We start from the raw sequence: 14,523 nt of genomic DNA on the forward strand, positions 1-14,523 counted from the left end.
GCCCGGCGCCGAAGAGGATCGACTCGTTGGCTTTCCAGCGGATCGAGACCGCGACCTTCTCCGGCAGGTAACTGGTCAGCGCGTTGGCGTCGTCGAGCAACTCGTCGGTGGTCGGGACCAGCGCCATCAGTTTCTTCAGGCGCAGGGTGGCCAGTCCCAACACCGGCTTGGTGGGGGTGCCCGAGGCCGCTTCCCCCTGCCAGTAGGCGCGGATGCCGTTGGTCCCCCAGGGCGTGGTCTCGTCCTTCGGAAAGGCCATGCTGTTGCCGCTGATCTCGACGTTGTCGGTGAGCGGCAGCAGCGAGTCCTCGCCCAGCGACAGCCTGAAGATCTCCTGCGAGAACTGCGGCGGCACTAGAAAGCCGCCATCCTGGCCGACGGCCTCGTTGCCGTAGTTGCTCGGTGCGGCGGCGCCGATGCCGCCGAGCAGCAGGCGGGCGTCGATCGACTGGCCGGGCTTGTCGGCCTGGTACACCGCTTGCATGAATTCGCCGACGGAGCCGAAGCCGCGCCGGGGATCGGCTTCGCGGTTGTCGGTGACGATCGGGCCGATGACGTGGTCGACACCGATGCGTGCTTCGTCGGCGATCAGGGCGGCTTCGCGATCGATGGCGGCCGAGGCGGCGTCGATGCGCGCGCGCAGGGCGTCGAAGGCGGTCACTTCGTCGTCGGTCAGGTCGCGGCTTTCCGAAGCGGCGAGGTCGGTCAGACCGCGGGCCTCTTTGACCAGGGTGGTCTTGCGAGCCTGAAGCTCGCGCAGTTGCTTGCTCATGTGGTTCTCCAAAGCAAAAACCCGCACGAGGCGGGTTCGATGGACGTAAAAAAACCGCCGGGAGGCGGTTTGGGTGGGGGACGACCGACGGGTCGTTTCAGGGCGGGGCGAGGGTCAGGGGAGCGGCGCCGGAAGACATAGCAGTGAGCGGAGCAAACATTCAACGAGGAAGTTCAAGCGGCACCTGCAGCGTTGTGCGGTCAGCCCCATGGGGTAGAGAAGGTCAGCGGAGAATCTGGGCACTCCGACGACGGCTCCCAATCCCGAAGGCTAGTGCGCCGATGGCCAGCAAAGCATTGGTGGAAGGCTCAGGAACCGCACCGTTGACTTCAACTCGCAGATTGTCTAGCCCCCAGCCCTCATCAAACACGCCCTGCAACCCGTTCATGGAAAACGACATTGCTACGGCAGACCCAGCATCTGGGATCGTGAAGGTGACGGGGAAAAAGACTCCCTCGCCAGAACCAGTATAGGTGCCTCCCGTATATGTGGCGTTATCCGAAGGCGTCCCTCCGGTTTCGAGAAAGTTCGGAAAGGCTTGGGTTGGCCCGCCAAAGGTCGTAGTCCTCGTGAATGTGCCTAGGTTGAACACGAAGTAATCCGGCCCGCAGCAGTTGAAGCCACCATCCATGCTTCTCATTATGTAGGCGTCAAACGAAACAGTAATCGCCGAGTGAGCCGGTAAGCCGGTGAGGCTCAACGTAACTTGGTTATTGCCAAGGCCACCGTTTGCCAATGCGTCGTTCAGCCCGAGGAACTTGCTCGCGGGACTTGTATCAGCATCGAGACCAAGTGTACCACTACCGGATGTTAGGGCTAACTCCGGTCCAATGGCAGACTCAAAGTCATTGAAATACACCACTGTAGCGTTCGCTGCCCCTTGAACAGCAAGGAACATGGCTGCCGCTGGGATAACCACGTGTCTTAGTTTCATCTGCTTTCCCCTCTAAGAGCCCCGCGAAAAGGGTTGGACATTTGCCGGGGCACCAAACGCCTCTAAGCCAACTTCCTGCCCATCGAACGACGCCGATAAAAAAGCAATATTTATGCCATTGTTTTGTCTTTTTCATAAAAACAGATACTTAGGCGTAGAGTGGAGTGGAGTGGAGTGGACAAGTGTAAAATTTCTCGACACCACGTCAAGGGTTCTCAACCATTCGAGTGGCTAGAAAATGTCACCTTGCCGGGATGAGACCGTCGTCCGATAAGACTGTCATTCAAAAAGGCATCGGCATCAGGCTGATCCGCTCCTTGATAGCCCTGTGACCGGTTCGGGAGGAGTCTTGCGGAGTGTTTGGACATTGGTGCGAACTCTGACTGTAAAATTTGTCGACAGCCGATCTTACGTTCCGTGTGCAATACGGCGCTGCCTTGCTTGAAAACCGGAACCAAGACCTCACACTCGTAGATGATCCGAAGGGCTGATCTCTCGACGCATTGGAGGGCTCTTACTGCCCCGCCGGAGAGGGTCACTTCGGCCAATCGACGCTGACACGCATTAGCAATGCAGTGCAACAGGGCACGAATCACCGCCCCCACGTCACAGAATCTCAATCGCCCGTTGCGCGTAGGAGAGCCGCGACGCCCGCGGTTTGGCAATGGACCTCGCATCCCGCCGCATCTTCCTGACGACCTCGTCGAAGGTCGCCACGCCATCGATCATGCCTTGCGCGTGCGCAGCGTCGCCGCCGAGCACGCGACCCTGACCCATGCCCTCGCGCACCTGCGCGATCGGCACACCGCGCCCGCGCGACACCGCTTTGGTAAAACTGACGTAGTAGTCATCCACGCGCGACTGCATGAAGCCCTGCGCATCCTCATCGAGCGGTACATACGGATTTCCCTCGACCTTGTACTTGCCGGCCGAGATCAGCGTCGGTTTGACGCCCTTGGTTACAAACGCCTGCGAGTAATCGAAGTGCGCCTGCCAGACGCCGATCGAGCCGACCTCGCCGCCCGGCGTGACGTAGAATTCCGACGCCGAACAGCCAATCCAGTAGGCAGCCGAAGCGGCGAGACTGTTGGCGATCGCCACCACGGGCTTCTGTGCCCGGGCACTGACGATCTCGTCGGCGAGTTCGGACACGCCATAGACGCTGCCTCCCGGACTGTCGATGTCGATCAGGATCTGGCTGACCGAGTCGTCCGCCAGCGCTTGGCGAAGTGCAGCGGCAAACTGCTGCGTGCTGACGCTACCCGGTCCCGAGACGTCGTCGACCATATTGCCGCGTTGGGTGACGACACCGTACAAGGGCAGCACCGCGATCCCGCCACTGGACACCGCCGTGGTCGCCTGCCGGCGTGCCTCCCGCACGTTGCGGTCAGCGGCGATCGATGCCAGGACGTCTTCACCAGCCGGAACGTCCTGCGACCAGCGCGTCAGGACTGCCGCGACCGCATTCAGTCGCTCGGGCATCAGCGCCCAGGGGGTGGCCAGAAATTCAGCAACCAGCAAGTGGTGGTTCATCGTGTCATCCTCATCGTCATTCGGTCTGTGCGTCTTCATCGTCTTGCGGCCCAGTCACATCCTGCGCAGGCCGCTGGTCCTGCTCGGCATCGCTCTCCAGATCCTCGGCCGAACCTTCCTCGACCATGTTCAGCGGGCGCAGCGGCTCATCCAGCCCGTCGAGCGGATTCAAGTTCTCCGCAATCCGCGCCTCGTTACGCGTCAGCCAGCCGTTCTGGATCCCGCTCTGGTAGTACGACGACCGGCTGGCGGCGTCGCCGCGCATCAGGTTCGCGAAGTCGAACTCGACTTCCAACTCGTCGCCATCGAGCAGCAACTCGGACTCGATGCTCGCTTCCCACCGCTCGGCCCACGGCGTCATCGTGTGCATCACGAATTCCAGGCTCTGCTGCTCGATGTTCGAGAACGTCGCGCGATCGAGATCCGCGATCATGTGCGGCGGTACGCGAAACAGCCGCGCGATGTCGGTGATCTGGAATTTCCGGAGTTCGAGAAACTGCGCGTCCCGGTTGGTCACGCCCACCTCGTGGAACTTCATGCCGTTTTCCAGCACCAGCACCTTGCCGCGGTTGGCACCGGACTGCGCCGCCTGGTAGGACTCGCGAAACACCTTCTTGGCCTCGCTGTCCTTGAACGACCCCGGAAACTCGATCCAGCCGCCGGTCGGCTTCGCGTCGTTGGCGAAGAAGCGCGCACCGTAGTCCTGCGCGGCCAGCGCCATGCCCAGACTCTCGCGCGCCAGTTCGATCGGGCTCATGCCCATCAGACCGTCCGACGACAGACCACGCAGATGCCAGATCTCGCCGCGCGGCAGTATCGCCTCTACCCCGAGCCGATCGGTCACCCGGTACCGGTAGTCACCGGACGGGACAAGTTCCATGCGGATCCGGTCCGGGTGGATCGGCATCAGTTCGACGATCTCGCCGCGGCGGTTGGCCACGATCCGGTTGTAGGCGTTGCCCCGCAGCGCCAGATGACCCTGCAACATCTCGCGCCACTCATACGGGTTCTGGTAACGATTCGGGCGCTTCGCCAGCACGCGGTACAGCCAGTGATCCGTCACCCGGTCCTTGCCGCCATCGGCGCGTTGCCGGTAGAGCACGAACGGCAAGGACGCCATTGTCTCGGCCAGGATGCGCACGCTGGCGTACACCGCCGCCAGGCGCATGGCGTTGTCCGCCGAAACGCGCATGCCGCTGGAGCTCCGCATCGTGACCGGCTCGAACCAGAAGTCACCTCCGGACGAGCGGTCGTCACTCGAGGCCATCCAGCGCGAGAGAAAGCTGAACATCCCCATCACAGCATCACCAGTTCGTAGTCGGCACCGAGCACCACCTGGGTGCCGGGCGTGATCGCCCGCGACAGTGCCATGATCAGCGCGACGATGCCGTCGATCTTGTTCTCCGGGCGTTCCTTGCGCGGATAGATGTTGTCCTTGGCGTCCAGGTGCGCGACGACGTTGCTCACCATCCAGCCCAGCACCGGATCCCCGTCGTGGATCAGCTTCCCTTGCAGGACCAGTGCCTCCAACGTCTTCATCGGTTCCGAGAAGTTGAGCACCGTCGGTCTGACTTCGATCATCGGCAGTCCCTCGGCGAGCATGCGGGTCGACAACTGTGTCGCCTGGAACGGGTCGAAGGCCACCGCCTGGATGGCAAAGCGCGAGGCAAAATCGACCAGGTCAGCTTCGATCCAGGAGAAATCGATCACGTTGCCCGGCGTCACCGTCAGCCGCCCGCTGCCCATCCAGCCGGGGTACTGGCTGTTGCCGGTGGCGTGCACCGTGTCTTCGGGCAGGTAGTAGCGCCCGAACACCGCAAAGCCGCCGTCGACTTCCGCATGCGCGAAGACCAGCAGCAAGGCGGCGATGTCGGTCTTGCTGGCCAGATCCAGTCCGATCCAGCACGGCTGTCCCGCATAGGACTCGATATCCAGCCCCGAGTCGGCGCAGCGATCCCAGGAACGCATGTCCATCCATGCGGTGTCCGCGTTGACCCACTCATTGAGATGCTTGGTCTTGAAGTTGTTCACCGCGCTCGGCATCTGCATGGCTTTGGCCTGCAGCGGCGCCAGCACTTCCGGGCGCACCGAGATGCCCCAATTGGGATTGGCCTTGATCAGCGACTCTTCGAGCGTCCAGTCGTCCCCGTCATCAAGCCCATAGACCACAGCAAACTGGCTGTCGTCCGCGAACACGCCGTCGAGCAGGCGGGTGACGAAGGTGCGGATCTCGTAGCAGATCCCCGAGCGGTTGCTGCCGGCTGTGGTGATCACCCACAAGAGCGAGTTGTCGCGCTTGCCGGTGCCGGTCTCGACCACGTCGTAGACGGTGCGAGTCTTGTGCGCGTGCAGTTCATCGATGCAGCCGAAGTGAATGTTCAGCCCGTCGAGTGTCGATCCTTCGGCAGAGAGCGCCTCGAACTTCGAGCCCCTGGCCAGCACGTGCAGGTTGTGTGCGCCGACGCCGACGCCGAAGCGGGACCGGAACCCGGCCGACTGGCGGGCCATGGTCTGTGCGTCGCCGAAGACGATGCGCGCCTGGTCGCGAGTGGTCGCCAGCGAATAGACCTCGGCGCCGCCTTCACCATCGGCGGCCAGCATGTACAGCGCCAGGGCGGAGGAAAGTGTCGATTTCGCATTGCCGCGCGGCACTTCGATATAGGCGCGGCGAAAGCGCCGCTTGCCGTCACGTTTTACCCAGCCGAAGACGGTGGTCAGGATGAACACCTGCCAGGGCTCCAGTCGGATCGGCTGTCCCGCCAGTGGCCCCTTGACGTGCGGCAGGCGCTCGATGAAGGCACACAGGTTGTCGGCAGGCCGGAAACTGCGCCCCAACTTGTCGGTCAGGGTTGGGTTGAATCGGTAGGGACTGTCCTTGCCCGTGAAGCGCGCGAGATCGTCGAGTTGCCGCTGGCAGGCCTCGCGCACCCACTTGCCGGTGAGAACCCTGCCGGTGACGACGGCCTTGGCGTACTGGCGGGCGATCGTCGTGTAACTGCGGTTGGCCGTCATCCGGCAATCTCCGACCACGGATCCGACTCGGTCGTCGATTCCGCCGGCAGCGAGATGCGTGAGCGCGCCGCCGGGGTGAATCCCATCTCGGCCTCGTAGCCCTTCATCTCCAACGCCAGATCCCGAATCACGTCCATCAGGGGCGAGCGTCGCAGAATGCCGCTGGGTGTCTTGATCATCATTCCGGAGACCCCGGCCTTGTTGATCTTGGAGAGTGCCTCGCGGTACATCCCGGAGCAGTTCGCCCAGCGCTCCAGCACCGCGCCGTCGAGCGCCGACAGCAAACCGGGTGGTGAATTGGCCACCGCGTAGTTCCACGCTTCCTTGGCGCTGTCCGACATGTACTCGGGCGGGGTGCACAAGGCCGTCGTCGGTTTCGGTTCGCGCACGTTGCTGCGGCACTTCTGCAGCGTCCCCTTGATCTCTTTCACGACCACGGGCAGGGGCTTACGTCCGGGAGCGGCCATACGAAATCACCCCGCGAAATGGCCCTTTCGCACCGATTTCGGCCGGAAACGAGCCGGATTTGGCACCTCTCGATTTGCCAAAAACCCCAATGAAATCAATGCTCAAGCGCCATTTTCCGCCAAAAAAAGTTTTCTAATTTGCACGCACAAAAAATTGACCACGCGCACGCATCCAGCATATGCCATTGTAGAGAACCTAGGCCCCTAGGGGCCTGTAGCCGAGTCATTTCGCGAAGCTGGACTTCCATATCTACACAATTGGCATTTTCCATTCATGCTGAACGTATAATGTGATGATGAGCGAATGATCTGGCCTTGCTTCGTGCGTGCGCAGCCGGACATCGAGTGGCCATCGACCGACGCTGACACGCTCAGCAGTCTCGGTCCGCTTGGCGACGCCGGTTAGGGTTGCCAAAGCCGCCGTCGTGCCTCGCCGTGACTCTGGCGTGGCAGCGACTGCAGAGCGACTGCAGATTCGATCGGTCGTTATTGTGGCTATCGCCATCGATGTGATCGACGACGCTGGCGGCGCACAAGACACCGAGCCGCAGGCACTCCTGACATAGCGGTGCCTCACGCAGAAGCCGAGCGCGCAGGCCTCGCCACGCGGCGCTGTTTGTGGGCAGGGCACGTTTCTCTTGTCGCTTCCTCTTCCCCGTATTGCTGTCCCACTGCCGGTGATCGGCACGGTGCGCGTCGCAATAGCCGGGTGTGGTCAGCACCGCACCGCAACCCGGGTGTCGGCAGGGAGTCGGGGCACGCAAGGGCATTCGCGTCTTTCTGGTTGGCAGGACTTGGCTTCGTGATTGAACAGCGCGTTCATGTGCTCGTCATCAACCCCGATCAAGGAGATCGCCATGACCCGCACCGCACTCACCGACACCCAGCGCCTGGTCCTCGAACAGGCTGCCGAGCAACCCGATGGCCGTGTCAATTGGTTCCCCGACAACGTCAAGGGCGGCGCCCGCAAGAAGGTGATCGAGGGCCTCTGCAACAAAGCCCTCATCACCGGCAGCGACGCTGACTGGTTCATCTCGCCGGTTGGCTACGACGCCCTGGGGCGCACCCCGCCGGCACTGCCGACCACGCATCCCGACCCGGAGGTCGAAGCCGCCCTGGCGGCCACCGAGGCGCAATGGGTGGCCGAGAAGCAAGCGACGACGGTGAAACCCCGCACCCGCGAGAACAGCAAGCAGGCGGCGGTGATCGCCCTGCTCAAACGCCCCGAGGGCGCGACAATTGCGCAAATTTGCGCATCCACCGGCTGGCAGTCGCACACCGTGCGAGGCGCGTTTGCCGGCGCGTTCAAGAAGAAGCTCGGGCTGACCATCACCTCGGAGAAACCCCAGGGTGGTGAGCGCATCTACCACATTGGGTAGTCACCGAAGGGGTGGTTGGAAACATCCAGCCGCCCCGAAAAAGATTGACGAAAAGCTTGGCTTCGGCGCCAGACAGCGCGTTCATACGATCGTCATCAACGCCAGCAGGAGACCACCATGAACACCCTCAGCGCCCAAACCATCCAGCACCTCATGCGCAAGCATCACAAGACGATCCGCGGCATTGCCGAGGAGTGGAATCTCACCATGAAGCGCGTGCGCCAGGTGCGCACCCAAGGCGTCTCCGGCGAGCACTACGTCATGGACTGGCTCGAAATCCTGACCGGCGACCCACGCCACATGGTGTGAGTCGCCACAGCATCACCAGACGCCCGGGCCACCGGGCGTTCTTGCGTTTGGAGCCACGGCGAAGATAAACGACAGAGGACTAAAAAATCGCTTGGCTTGTGTTGGGCACAGCGCGTTCATATGATCGTCATCAACCACACCACGAAGGAGAAACACCATGGCACACCAGATCGACTTCACCACCGGCCAAGCCGCCATCGCCTACGCCACGGACACCGATGTCCCCTGGCACGGGCTCGGGCAAACGGTCGATCCCGAGGCCAGCGTCGAGGTCTGGCAGAAGGCCGCGCAGCTCGAATGGCGCGCCCTCAAGGCCGAGGTCCAGTTCGACAGCACCGTCACGAACCAGCGCGAGTCCTTTGCCGACAAGCACGTGCTGTACCGCAGCGACTGTGGCGCACCCTTGTCGGTCGTCTCGTCCGACTACCAGGTGGTCCAGCCGGCGGACATTCTCAACTTCTTCGGTGCGTTGGCCGAGGCCAAGCAGTTCCGCATCGAGACCGTCGGCGCTCTGATGAATGGCCGGCGCATCTGGGCACTGGGGCGCGTTGGCAAGAACGCCCGCATCCTGGACGACGAAGTCGCGCCCTACCTGCTGCTGGCGACCTCCTACGACGGCACGATGGCGACCGTGGCGCGGTTTACGACGATTCGGGTCGTGTGCAACAACACGCTGCAGGCCTCCCTGCGCAACCGGGATGCGCAGCGTCAGGTGACGATCTCGCACCAGGCGATCTTCGATGCCAAAGCGGTCCGGGCGGACCTGGGCATCGCGCTGGACGCATGGGACGAGTTCCAGCAGAAGGCCGGGCTGATGGCCGGCCGGAAACTGACCGATCTCGAAACCGATGGCTGGCTGCAGGACTTGTTCCAGCCCTTCATGCCCTACGGGCAGAGTTACACGCCTGAGCAGGTCAGGAAGTCCAAGGGCTACCGCCGCATCCTCGAACTCTTTGCCGGCGAGATGATCGGCGGCCACCAGGACGCGACCGACCAGACCCTGTGGGGTCTGCTCAACGCCACCACCGAGTACATCGACCACGAGAAGGGCCGCCTCCAGGACAACCGGTTGAACGCCGCCTGGTTTGGCCCGGGCGCCCGGTTCAAGGATCACGCGTACCAGCTGGCGGAGAAATTGGTGGCCTAGCCGCCAACCATCTCGCCAGACGCCCGGGCCACCGGGCGTTTTGGCGTCTGGGCGCCGGAACTGGCGCGGTGCACCAAGTAGTCAACCGGCGGCGTCGAAGCGCCACACGGCGCGGCCGTGCAACCCGCAGGGCCAACGCCGAGGAGGTGGCGAGCGTCACGACGCCAGGGGCCAGCCGACGAAGATTGTGATTCCGCTTGGCTTCAGCAGCGAACAGCGCGTTCATACGATCGTCATCAACCACCGCAGGAGCCCGCCATGACCCCGACCCAAACCAGCAGCCTGGATACCCTCGGCAACCAACTCGCCACCGCCGCCCTCACCACGCTGATCCGGCTCTGCCCGGAGATCAGGACCGCCAGCCACGAACTGCGCGAGGCGGCACTCGTGGCGATGCGCGCCAGGTCTCGCGAAGTCGTCGACGAATTACTCGACGACACCCAGGCGTGCCCCGGGATGGCCGAGACGATCTTCGCGAGCGCCGCGTTGACCCTGGCGCACGCCGGCATCACCGTCCTGCGGAGCGTTTAGAACCGATGGCCATCTTCCCTCGTCAACCAGTACACCAAAGGAGTCTGTCATGACCACCAGCACCCCACTCTCCGCCGCCGACTTTCATCTCCAGCAACTGCGCCCGCTGTTGGGCGGCACCATCACCAACCTTGCCCGGACCGGCGTCGACGAGTACGGCGACGAATTCTTCGGTCTGGTCATTACCTTGCCCAACGGGCAGAAGCGAACCCTCATCTTCCTCGCCGACGACGAAGGCAACGGCCCGGGCAGTTTCCAACTCGACAGCCAGGGTTGAGGCCATCTCGAACGAGACGTCGGGTCACGCGAATGATCGTCGTGGCGCTTGGCTTCTCAATCAAACAGCGCGTTCATCGGGGTGTCGCCACCAACCACGCCAGGGAGCCACACCATGAGCATTACCATCCGCATCGACCAGCAGCCCGAAACCGAGGTCAACTACTCCAATCGCAATGCCGCCATCGTGCTGGGTGCGCTGGGCATCGACACCTCCGAGGGTTACGGCGAGATCGACTTCGCCGAACTGCCGCGTCTGCGTCAACGGGCCATTCGGGCGTTGCATCAGGCCTGGGGAATTCAGACCGTCGCACCGACCGACGAGAGCGGTCCGACCCGCATCGTTGAGATCGACGGCCAGCCGACCATCCAGCGGGGCGTTCGCGTCATCGACCCGGGCATCGACCAGGAGGGTGTCGTCCGGCGCCTCAAGGAAGTCTTTCACCTGCTGGCGGTTGCCCACGAACTGCGGTCTGGCGTGACGTGGTGCTGAATCGGCGTCGCCAAGCAAGGACTCGCCGGCGACACGACGACGCCACACGGCGCGTCTGTGCAAGCCAAGGCGCCATGGGCCCGCAATGATTAAGAACGCACTTGCCTTCTCAATCGAACAGCGCGTTCATACGGGTGTCACCACCAGCTACCCCGAGGAGAATGCCATGACCGCCAAGACCACCCTCCAGACCAACGTGACCGATACCAACGGTCGCAACCGCGGCATGATGAGCATCCAGATCGAGTTCAGCCAGGCGGCGCCGAGCATCATCATCCACGACGGCAAGACTTTCTGTGCCACCGGCAAAGCGGGCGTCAACACGAAAACAGGCAGCGCGGTGGTCGAAGCAGCAAGCGACGACGACCGGGCGCGCATCTGGATTGCACGCGACGCAACGTCCATTTGGGAAGACTGAAAGCATTGCCAAAATGATTGAGAAAGCACTTGGCTTGTGTTCGTGGTAGAGCAATCATGTCTCTGTCATCAACGCAAACGGGAGAAACACCATGACCACCGCCAACACCATCGCCAACCCGATCCCCGCCACCGAGAACGAAGCCTGGGGCTTCTACGGCGGCATGCAGGACAATGCCGAAGTCGCATGGCTTTTGGCCATGACCGCAATCTCCAACGCTACCGGCGAGCCTCTCGAATCGGTCAGGCTCTTCCTCGACAGCCGCCACGGACGACACTTTTCTGATGATGTCCGCAACCAGATGCTGGTCGGCAAGCACGTCGAGCAGGCGATTCACGCCGCCATCACCCAATGGATGGGCTGGACGATCAACCGCCGGACCAGCAAAGACTCCGGCATCCCGCAAGGCTTACCCTACCTGACGGGGTTTGTAATTCACTGCGCAATCTCCGAGGAAGCACTCTCGGCCTGACCCAACACCGCATCAAACTCAACGCCATCCGACTCCCGGGTGGCGTTTTTGCCGGTGTAGTCCTGCCAGCGGCGAACGATGGTATCGACGTACTTGGAGTCCAGTTCCATCAACCGTGCTTGCCGTCCCGCCTTCTCGGCGGCGATCAGCGTGGTACCGGAGCCGCCGAAGCAATCGAGCACCGTATCGCCCGGGTGGCTCGAATTGCGAATCGCGCGCTCGACGAGTTCCACGGGCTTCATCGTCGGATGGAGATCGTTCTTGACGGGCTTCTTGATCTGCCACACGTCGCCTTGATCACGGTCGCCGCACCAGTGGCGCTTGCCGCCCTCGGGCCAACCGTAGAGCATCGGCTCGTACTGGCGCTGATAGTCGGCGCGGCCCAGCGTGAAGGTGTTCTTCGCCCAGATGATGAAGGTCGACCAGTGGCCACCCGCGGCGCGGAACGCTGACTGCAGCACGTCGAGCTCGCTGGAGGACATCGCGATGTAGACCGCGCCATTGCAGCGCGTCAGCGCCGGGGTGAGGGCCGCCACCAGGAAATCGTGGAACCCGTCACCCAGGTTGTCGTTGATGATCGCGCGATTCTTGCCGCGCACTTTGTCCTTCGCGCTGTTGGCGTAGTTCACGTTGTACGGCGGGTCCTGCCAGAGCATCGACACGTGATCGGTGCCGAGTAGTGCCTGATAGCTGTCCTCGTGTGTAGCATCCCCGCACAGCAGCCGGTGCTTGCCGAGCACCCACACATCACCCAGTCGCGACACCGGCGTTTCCGGTAGGTCCGGAACAGCGTCGTCGTCTGTCTCGCCTTCGGTGCTGGTCTCCTCGCCGGCCATGATCTCCAGCAACTGGTCGGCATCGAAGCCGGTCAGCGCTAGGTCGAACTCGTCGAGTTTCAGCTCATCGAGTTCGAGGCGCAGCAGATCGTCGTCCCACTCGGCCCAGGTCGCCGAGCGGTTGGCCAGCAGACGAAAGGCCTTGATCTGCGTCGGCGTCAGGTCGTCGGCGAGGATCACCGGCACCGTGTCGAGCCCGAGCTTGCGCGCCGCCTTCAGGCGCAGGTGACCATCGACCAGGCGCCCATCGGACTGGGCGACACAGGGGATCCGAAAGCCGAACTCCTGGATGGCGGCGGCCATCTGGTCGACGGCATGATCGTTCTTGCGCGGGTTGCGCGCGTACTCGATCAGTCGGTCGATCGGCCACTGCTCAACGGTCAGCATCGTCGCTCCCCAGGCGCTCGTCGGCGACTTCGGTGAAGGTCTGGCCGGTGGCCGCGAGTGTCACCGGCACGCCGGCAAAATTCTGCTGGAAGCGCTTGATCGCCACATCGACGTACTCGGGGGCAATCTCGACCGAGCGGGCGATGCGGCCGGTACGCTGCGCCGCAAGCATCGTCGTACCCGAACCGCAGAAGGGTTCGAACACGAGGTCGCCGGTGTCGGAGTAGGCCTCGAGGATGAACTCCGGCAGGGCGATCGGGAAGACGGCGGGGTGGTCGATGTCCTGCCCGATCTTGCCCTTGTGGCGCATCACGCGGATCACCGAGTCGGGAATCCGGTTGTCCTGCGTGGGTTGGCCCGCTGCCGTCCAGCCGCCGACCTCGCCATTCTTACTGCGCATCGCAGTAGAGGAGCCGTCTGCGCGCAGGTGCGATTCCTGACCGGCGTGCTTGCAGGGAACGATCTTGTTCGGTTTGCGGCTCTGGTGGTTGAAGTGGAAGACGAACTCGAAGCTCGGGGCGAAACGTCCCGCCCAGTCGCCAGGCATCCCGGGCCCCTGGTCCCAGACGTACCACGCGAACCGCCGCCAGCCCTCGGTGCGCATCCACGCCAGCCAGCCATCCCAATACGGGCTTACTTCGTTGTCGCGGTGGATCAGGCCGAGGTTGACGAGCACCTGGCCGTCGTCGCTCATCGGGAGATCTACGAAGACGCCGCGCATCAATCCGTCCCAATCGGTGATGCCGCCGCTGGTGTAGTCACGCTGGTTGCCGTAGGGCGGTGAGGTGAAGCAGACCCGCGCCCGATCGCCGGCCATCAGCGTCGTGATCACGGCAGAGTCAGCGGCGTCACCGCAGATCAGGCGATGCTGACCCAAGGCCCACACGTCGCCGGTGCGAGCGACGGGATTGGTCGGGACATCGGGTACGTCGTCGGCCGCGTCAGATTCTGGCTGTTGGCCGCCGTCGCCACCATCGGCATCGTTGCTCAGCAAGGCCTCGATCTCGTCGGCGTCGAAACCTGTCAATGACAGATCGAAGTCGGCCAGCTTCAGGTCTTCAAGTTCCAGCGCGAGCATCGCGTCATCCCATTCCGCCCAGGTTGCCGAACGATTGGCCAGCAAACGGAAGGCCTTGATCTGGGCGTCGCTCAGTTCGTCGGCCAGGACCACTGGCACCGAGGTCAGACCAAGCCTGCGCGCCGCCTTGAGCCGAAGATGACCGTCAACAATTTCCCCTGTGCTCCTGGCAACCACGGGAATCCGAAACCCGAACTCGGTGATGACCGCTGCCATCTGCTCGACGGCGTGGTCGTTATTGCGCGGATTCCGGGCGTAGTCGAGCAATCGATCGACCGGCCACTGCTCCAGCGTCAATTCGGATGCGACCAAGATTCACCTCTGACAAATGGAAACGGCCCGGACGGATGAGGTCACGGGCCGCAGTGATAAGAAGTAGAGAGGAAAGAGATAGCGCGCCGACGGTGTCAGTTGGACTCCTGGTACCCGTCGACGTCGCTCACGGCTCGTGATGCCCGTGGTGTTCCAATGGCCAAACG

At 62.9% G+C, this 14,523-nt stretch carries 17 protein-coding genes; 8 read left to right on the top strand and 9 right to left on the bottom strand.

Annotated elements, in window-relative coordinates; all coding sequences use genetic code 11:
• The 7 genes from QZ648_RS24425 to QZ648_RS24455 all read right to left on the bottom strand — a co-directional run.
• Window positions 1–772 (bottom strand): phage major capsid protein (locus QZ648_RS24425; protein ID WP_291998550.1); only part of this gene is annotated, 772 nt, incomplete at its 3' end.
• Window positions 773–995: 223 nt separating this feature from the next.
• On the bottom strand, window positions 996–1,706 hold the full coding sequence (locus QZ648_RS24430) for a PEP-CTERM sorting domain-containing protein (protein ID WP_291998551.1): 711 nt from the start codon (window positions 1,704–1,706) through the stop codon (window positions 996–998).
• Window positions 1,707–2,312: 606 nt separating this feature from the next.
• Complete coding sequence (locus QZ648_RS24435; RefSeq protein ID WP_291998552.1) at window positions 2,313–3,239, bottom strand: S49 family peptidase; 927 nt, start codon at window positions 3,237–3,239, stop codon at window positions 2,313–2,315.
• 16 nt (window positions 3,240–3,255) lie between these two features.
• On the bottom strand, window positions 3,256–4,536 hold the full coding sequence (locus QZ648_RS24440) for a phage portal protein (protein ID WP_291996746.1): 1,281 nt from the start codon (window positions 4,534–4,536) through the stop codon (window positions 3,256–3,258).
• Window positions 4,536–6,251 carry a terminase TerL endonuclease subunit gene (locus QZ648_RS24445; protein WP_291998553.1) on the bottom strand — a complete coding sequence of 572 codons (1,716 nt, stop codon included), beginning with the start codon at window positions 6,249–6,251 and terminating at the stop codon, window positions 4,536–4,538. The genes QZ648_RS24440 and QZ648_RS24445 overlap by 1 nt, the downstream gene beginning before the upstream one ends.
• The gene (locus QZ648_RS24450; protein WP_169066928.1) at window positions 6,248–6,718 is read right to left on the bottom strand and encodes a phage terminase small subunit P27 family; all 471 of its coding nucleotides are present in this window, start codon (window positions 6,716–6,718) and stop codon (window positions 6,248–6,250) included. Before QZ648_RS24450 ends, QZ648_RS24445 begins: the two co-directional genes overlap by 4 nt.
• 371 nt (window positions 6,719–7,089) lie before the next feature.
• Window positions 7,090–7,488: an HNH endonuclease gene (locus tag QZ648_RS24455; RefSeq protein WP_169066927.1), complete on the bottom strand. Its 399-nt coding sequence runs from the start codon at window positions 7,486–7,488 to the stop codon at window positions 7,090–7,092.
• Between the two features lie 87 nt (window positions 7,489–7,575).
• On the opposite strand from QZ648_RS24455, the gene QZ648_RS24460 reads away from it, so the two are divergent.
• From QZ648_RS24460 to QZ648_RS24495, 8 genes are all read left to right on the top strand, one after another.
• Window positions 7,576–8,097, top strand: a complete 522-nt coding sequence (locus QZ648_RS24460) for a DUF3489 domain-containing protein (RefSeq protein WP_291998554.1) — start codon at window positions 7,576–7,578, stop codon at window positions 8,095–8,097.
• 117 nt (window positions 8,098–8,214) lie between these two features.
• Window positions 8,215–8,406 (top strand): hypothetical protein, encoded by a 192-nt coding sequence (locus QZ648_RS24465; protein ID WP_169067623.1) that lies wholly within the window; start codon window positions 8,215–8,217, stop codon window positions 8,404–8,406.
• A gap of 157 nt (window positions 8,407–8,563) precedes the next feature.
• Complete coding sequence (locus QZ648_RS24470; protein ID WP_291998555.1) at window positions 8,564–9,553, top strand: DUF932 domain-containing protein; 990 nt, start codon at window positions 8,564–8,566, stop codon at window positions 9,551–9,553.
• A gap of 258 nt (window positions 9,554–9,811) precedes the next feature.
• The gene (locus QZ648_RS24475) at window positions 9,812–10,084 is read left to right on the top strand and encodes a hypothetical protein (protein ID WP_291998556.1); all 273 of its coding nucleotides are present in this window, start codon (window positions 9,812–9,814) and stop codon (window positions 10,082–10,084) included.
• 49 nt (window positions 10,085–10,133) lie between these two features.
• Complete coding sequence (locus QZ648_RS24480) at window positions 10,134–10,361, top strand: hypothetical protein (protein ID WP_291998557.1); 228 nt, start codon at window positions 10,134–10,136, stop codon at window positions 10,359–10,361.
• Window positions 10,362–10,475: 114 nt separating this feature from the next.
• Window positions 10,476–10,853, top strand: a complete 378-nt coding sequence (locus QZ648_RS24485) for a hypothetical protein (protein WP_169067619.1) — start codon at window positions 10,476–10,478, stop codon at window positions 10,851–10,853.
• Window positions 10,854–11,019: 166 nt separating this feature from the next.
• Window positions 11,020–11,271, top strand: a complete 252-nt coding sequence (locus tag QZ648_RS24490; protein WP_291998558.1) for a hypothetical protein — start codon at window positions 11,020–11,022, stop codon at window positions 11,269–11,271.
• A gap of 91 nt (window positions 11,272–11,362) precedes the next feature.
• Window positions 11,363–11,743: a hypothetical protein gene (locus QZ648_RS24495; RefSeq protein WP_291998559.1), complete on the top strand. Its 381-nt coding sequence runs from the start codon at window positions 11,363–11,365 to the stop codon at window positions 11,741–11,743.
• Here the strand turns inward: QZ648_RS24495 and QZ648_RS24500 are convergent.
• Both QZ648_RS24500 and QZ648_RS24505 read right to left on the bottom strand, forming a co-directional pair.
• Entirely contained in the window at window positions 11,707–12,966 is a 1,260-nt protein-coding gene (locus QZ648_RS24500) for a DNA modification methylase (RefSeq protein WP_291998560.1), read from the bottom strand. The two genes, QZ648_RS24495 and QZ648_RS24500, sit on opposite strands and share 37 nt — an antisense overlap.
• Complete coding sequence (locus tag QZ648_RS24505) at window positions 12,953–14,356, bottom strand: DNA modification methylase (RefSeq protein WP_291998561.1); 1,404 nt, start codon at window positions 14,354–14,356, stop codon at window positions 12,953–12,955. Before QZ648_RS24505 ends, QZ648_RS24500 begins: the two co-directional genes overlap by 14 nt.
• Window positions 14,357–14,523: the final 167 nt, after the last annotated feature.

This window comes from Candidatus Accumulibacter sp. ACC012, assembly GCF_907163155.1.
GTDB classification, from domain to species: domain Bacteria; phylum Pseudomonadota; class Gammaproteobacteria; order Burkholderiales; family Rhodocyclaceae; genus Accumulibacter; species Accumulibacter delftensis.

What these genes read in the sequence shown, in the direction of transcription:
- QZ648_RS24455 (WP_169066927.1), bottom strand. Translation starts at nt 7,488, where the DNA reads ATGCCCTTGCGTGCCCCGACTCCCTGCCGACACCCGGGTTGCGGTGCG.
- QZ648_RS24490 (WP_291998558.1), top strand. Translation starts at nt 11,020, where the DNA reads ATGACCGCCAAGACCACCCTCCAGACCAACGTGACCGATACCAACGGT.
- QZ648_RS24500 (WP_291998560.1), bottom strand. Translation starts at nt 12,966, where the DNA reads ATGCTGACCGTTGAGCAGTGGCCGATCGACCGACTGATCGAGTACGCG.
- QZ648_RS24470 (WP_291998555.1), top strand. Translation starts at nt 8,564, where the DNA reads ATGGCACACCAGATCGACTTCACCACCGGCCAAGCCGCCATCGCCTAC.
- QZ648_RS24465 (WP_169067623.1), top strand. Translation starts at nt 8,215, where the DNA reads ATGAACACCCTCAGCGCCCAAACCATCCAGCACCTCATGCGCAAGCAT.
- QZ648_RS24475 (WP_291998556.1), top strand. Translation starts at nt 9,812, where the DNA reads ATGACCCCGACCCAAACCAGCAGCCTGGATACCCTCGGCAACCAACTC.
- QZ648_RS24495 (WP_291998559.1), top strand. Translation starts at nt 11,363, where the DNA reads ATGACCACCGCCAACACCATCGCCAACCCGATCCCCGCCACCGAGAAC.
- QZ648_RS24460 (WP_291998554.1), top strand. Translation starts at nt 7,576, where the DNA reads ATGACCCGCACCGCACTCACCGACACCCAGCGCCTGGTCCTCGAACAG.
- QZ648_RS24430 (WP_291998551.1), bottom strand. Translation starts at nt 1,706, where the DNA reads ATGAAACTAAGACACGTGGTTATCCCAGCGGCAGCCATGTTCCTTGCT.
- QZ648_RS24445 (WP_291998553.1), bottom strand. Translation starts at nt 6,251, where the DNA reads ATGACGGCCAACCGCAGTTACACGACGATCGCCCGCCAGTACGCCAAG.
- QZ648_RS24435 (WP_291998552.1), bottom strand. Translation starts at nt 3,239, where the DNA reads ATGAACCACCACTTGCTGGTTGCTGAATTTCTGGCCACCCCCTGGGCG.
- QZ648_RS24480 (WP_291998557.1), top strand. Translation starts at nt 10,134, where the DNA reads ATGACCACCAGCACCCCACTCTCCGCCGCCGACTTTCATCTCCAGCAA.
- QZ648_RS24440 (WP_291996746.1), bottom strand. Translation starts at nt 4,536, where the DNA reads ATGGGGATGTTCAGCTTTCTCTCGCGCTGGATGGCCTCGAGTGACGAC.
- QZ648_RS24450 (WP_169066928.1), bottom strand. Translation starts at nt 6,718, where the DNA reads ATGGCCGCTCCCGGACGTAAGCCCCTGCCCGTGGTCGTGAAAGAGATC.
- QZ648_RS24485 (WP_169067619.1), top strand. Translation starts at nt 10,476, where the DNA reads ATGAGCATTACCATCCGCATCGACCAGCAGCCCGAAACCGAGGTCAAC.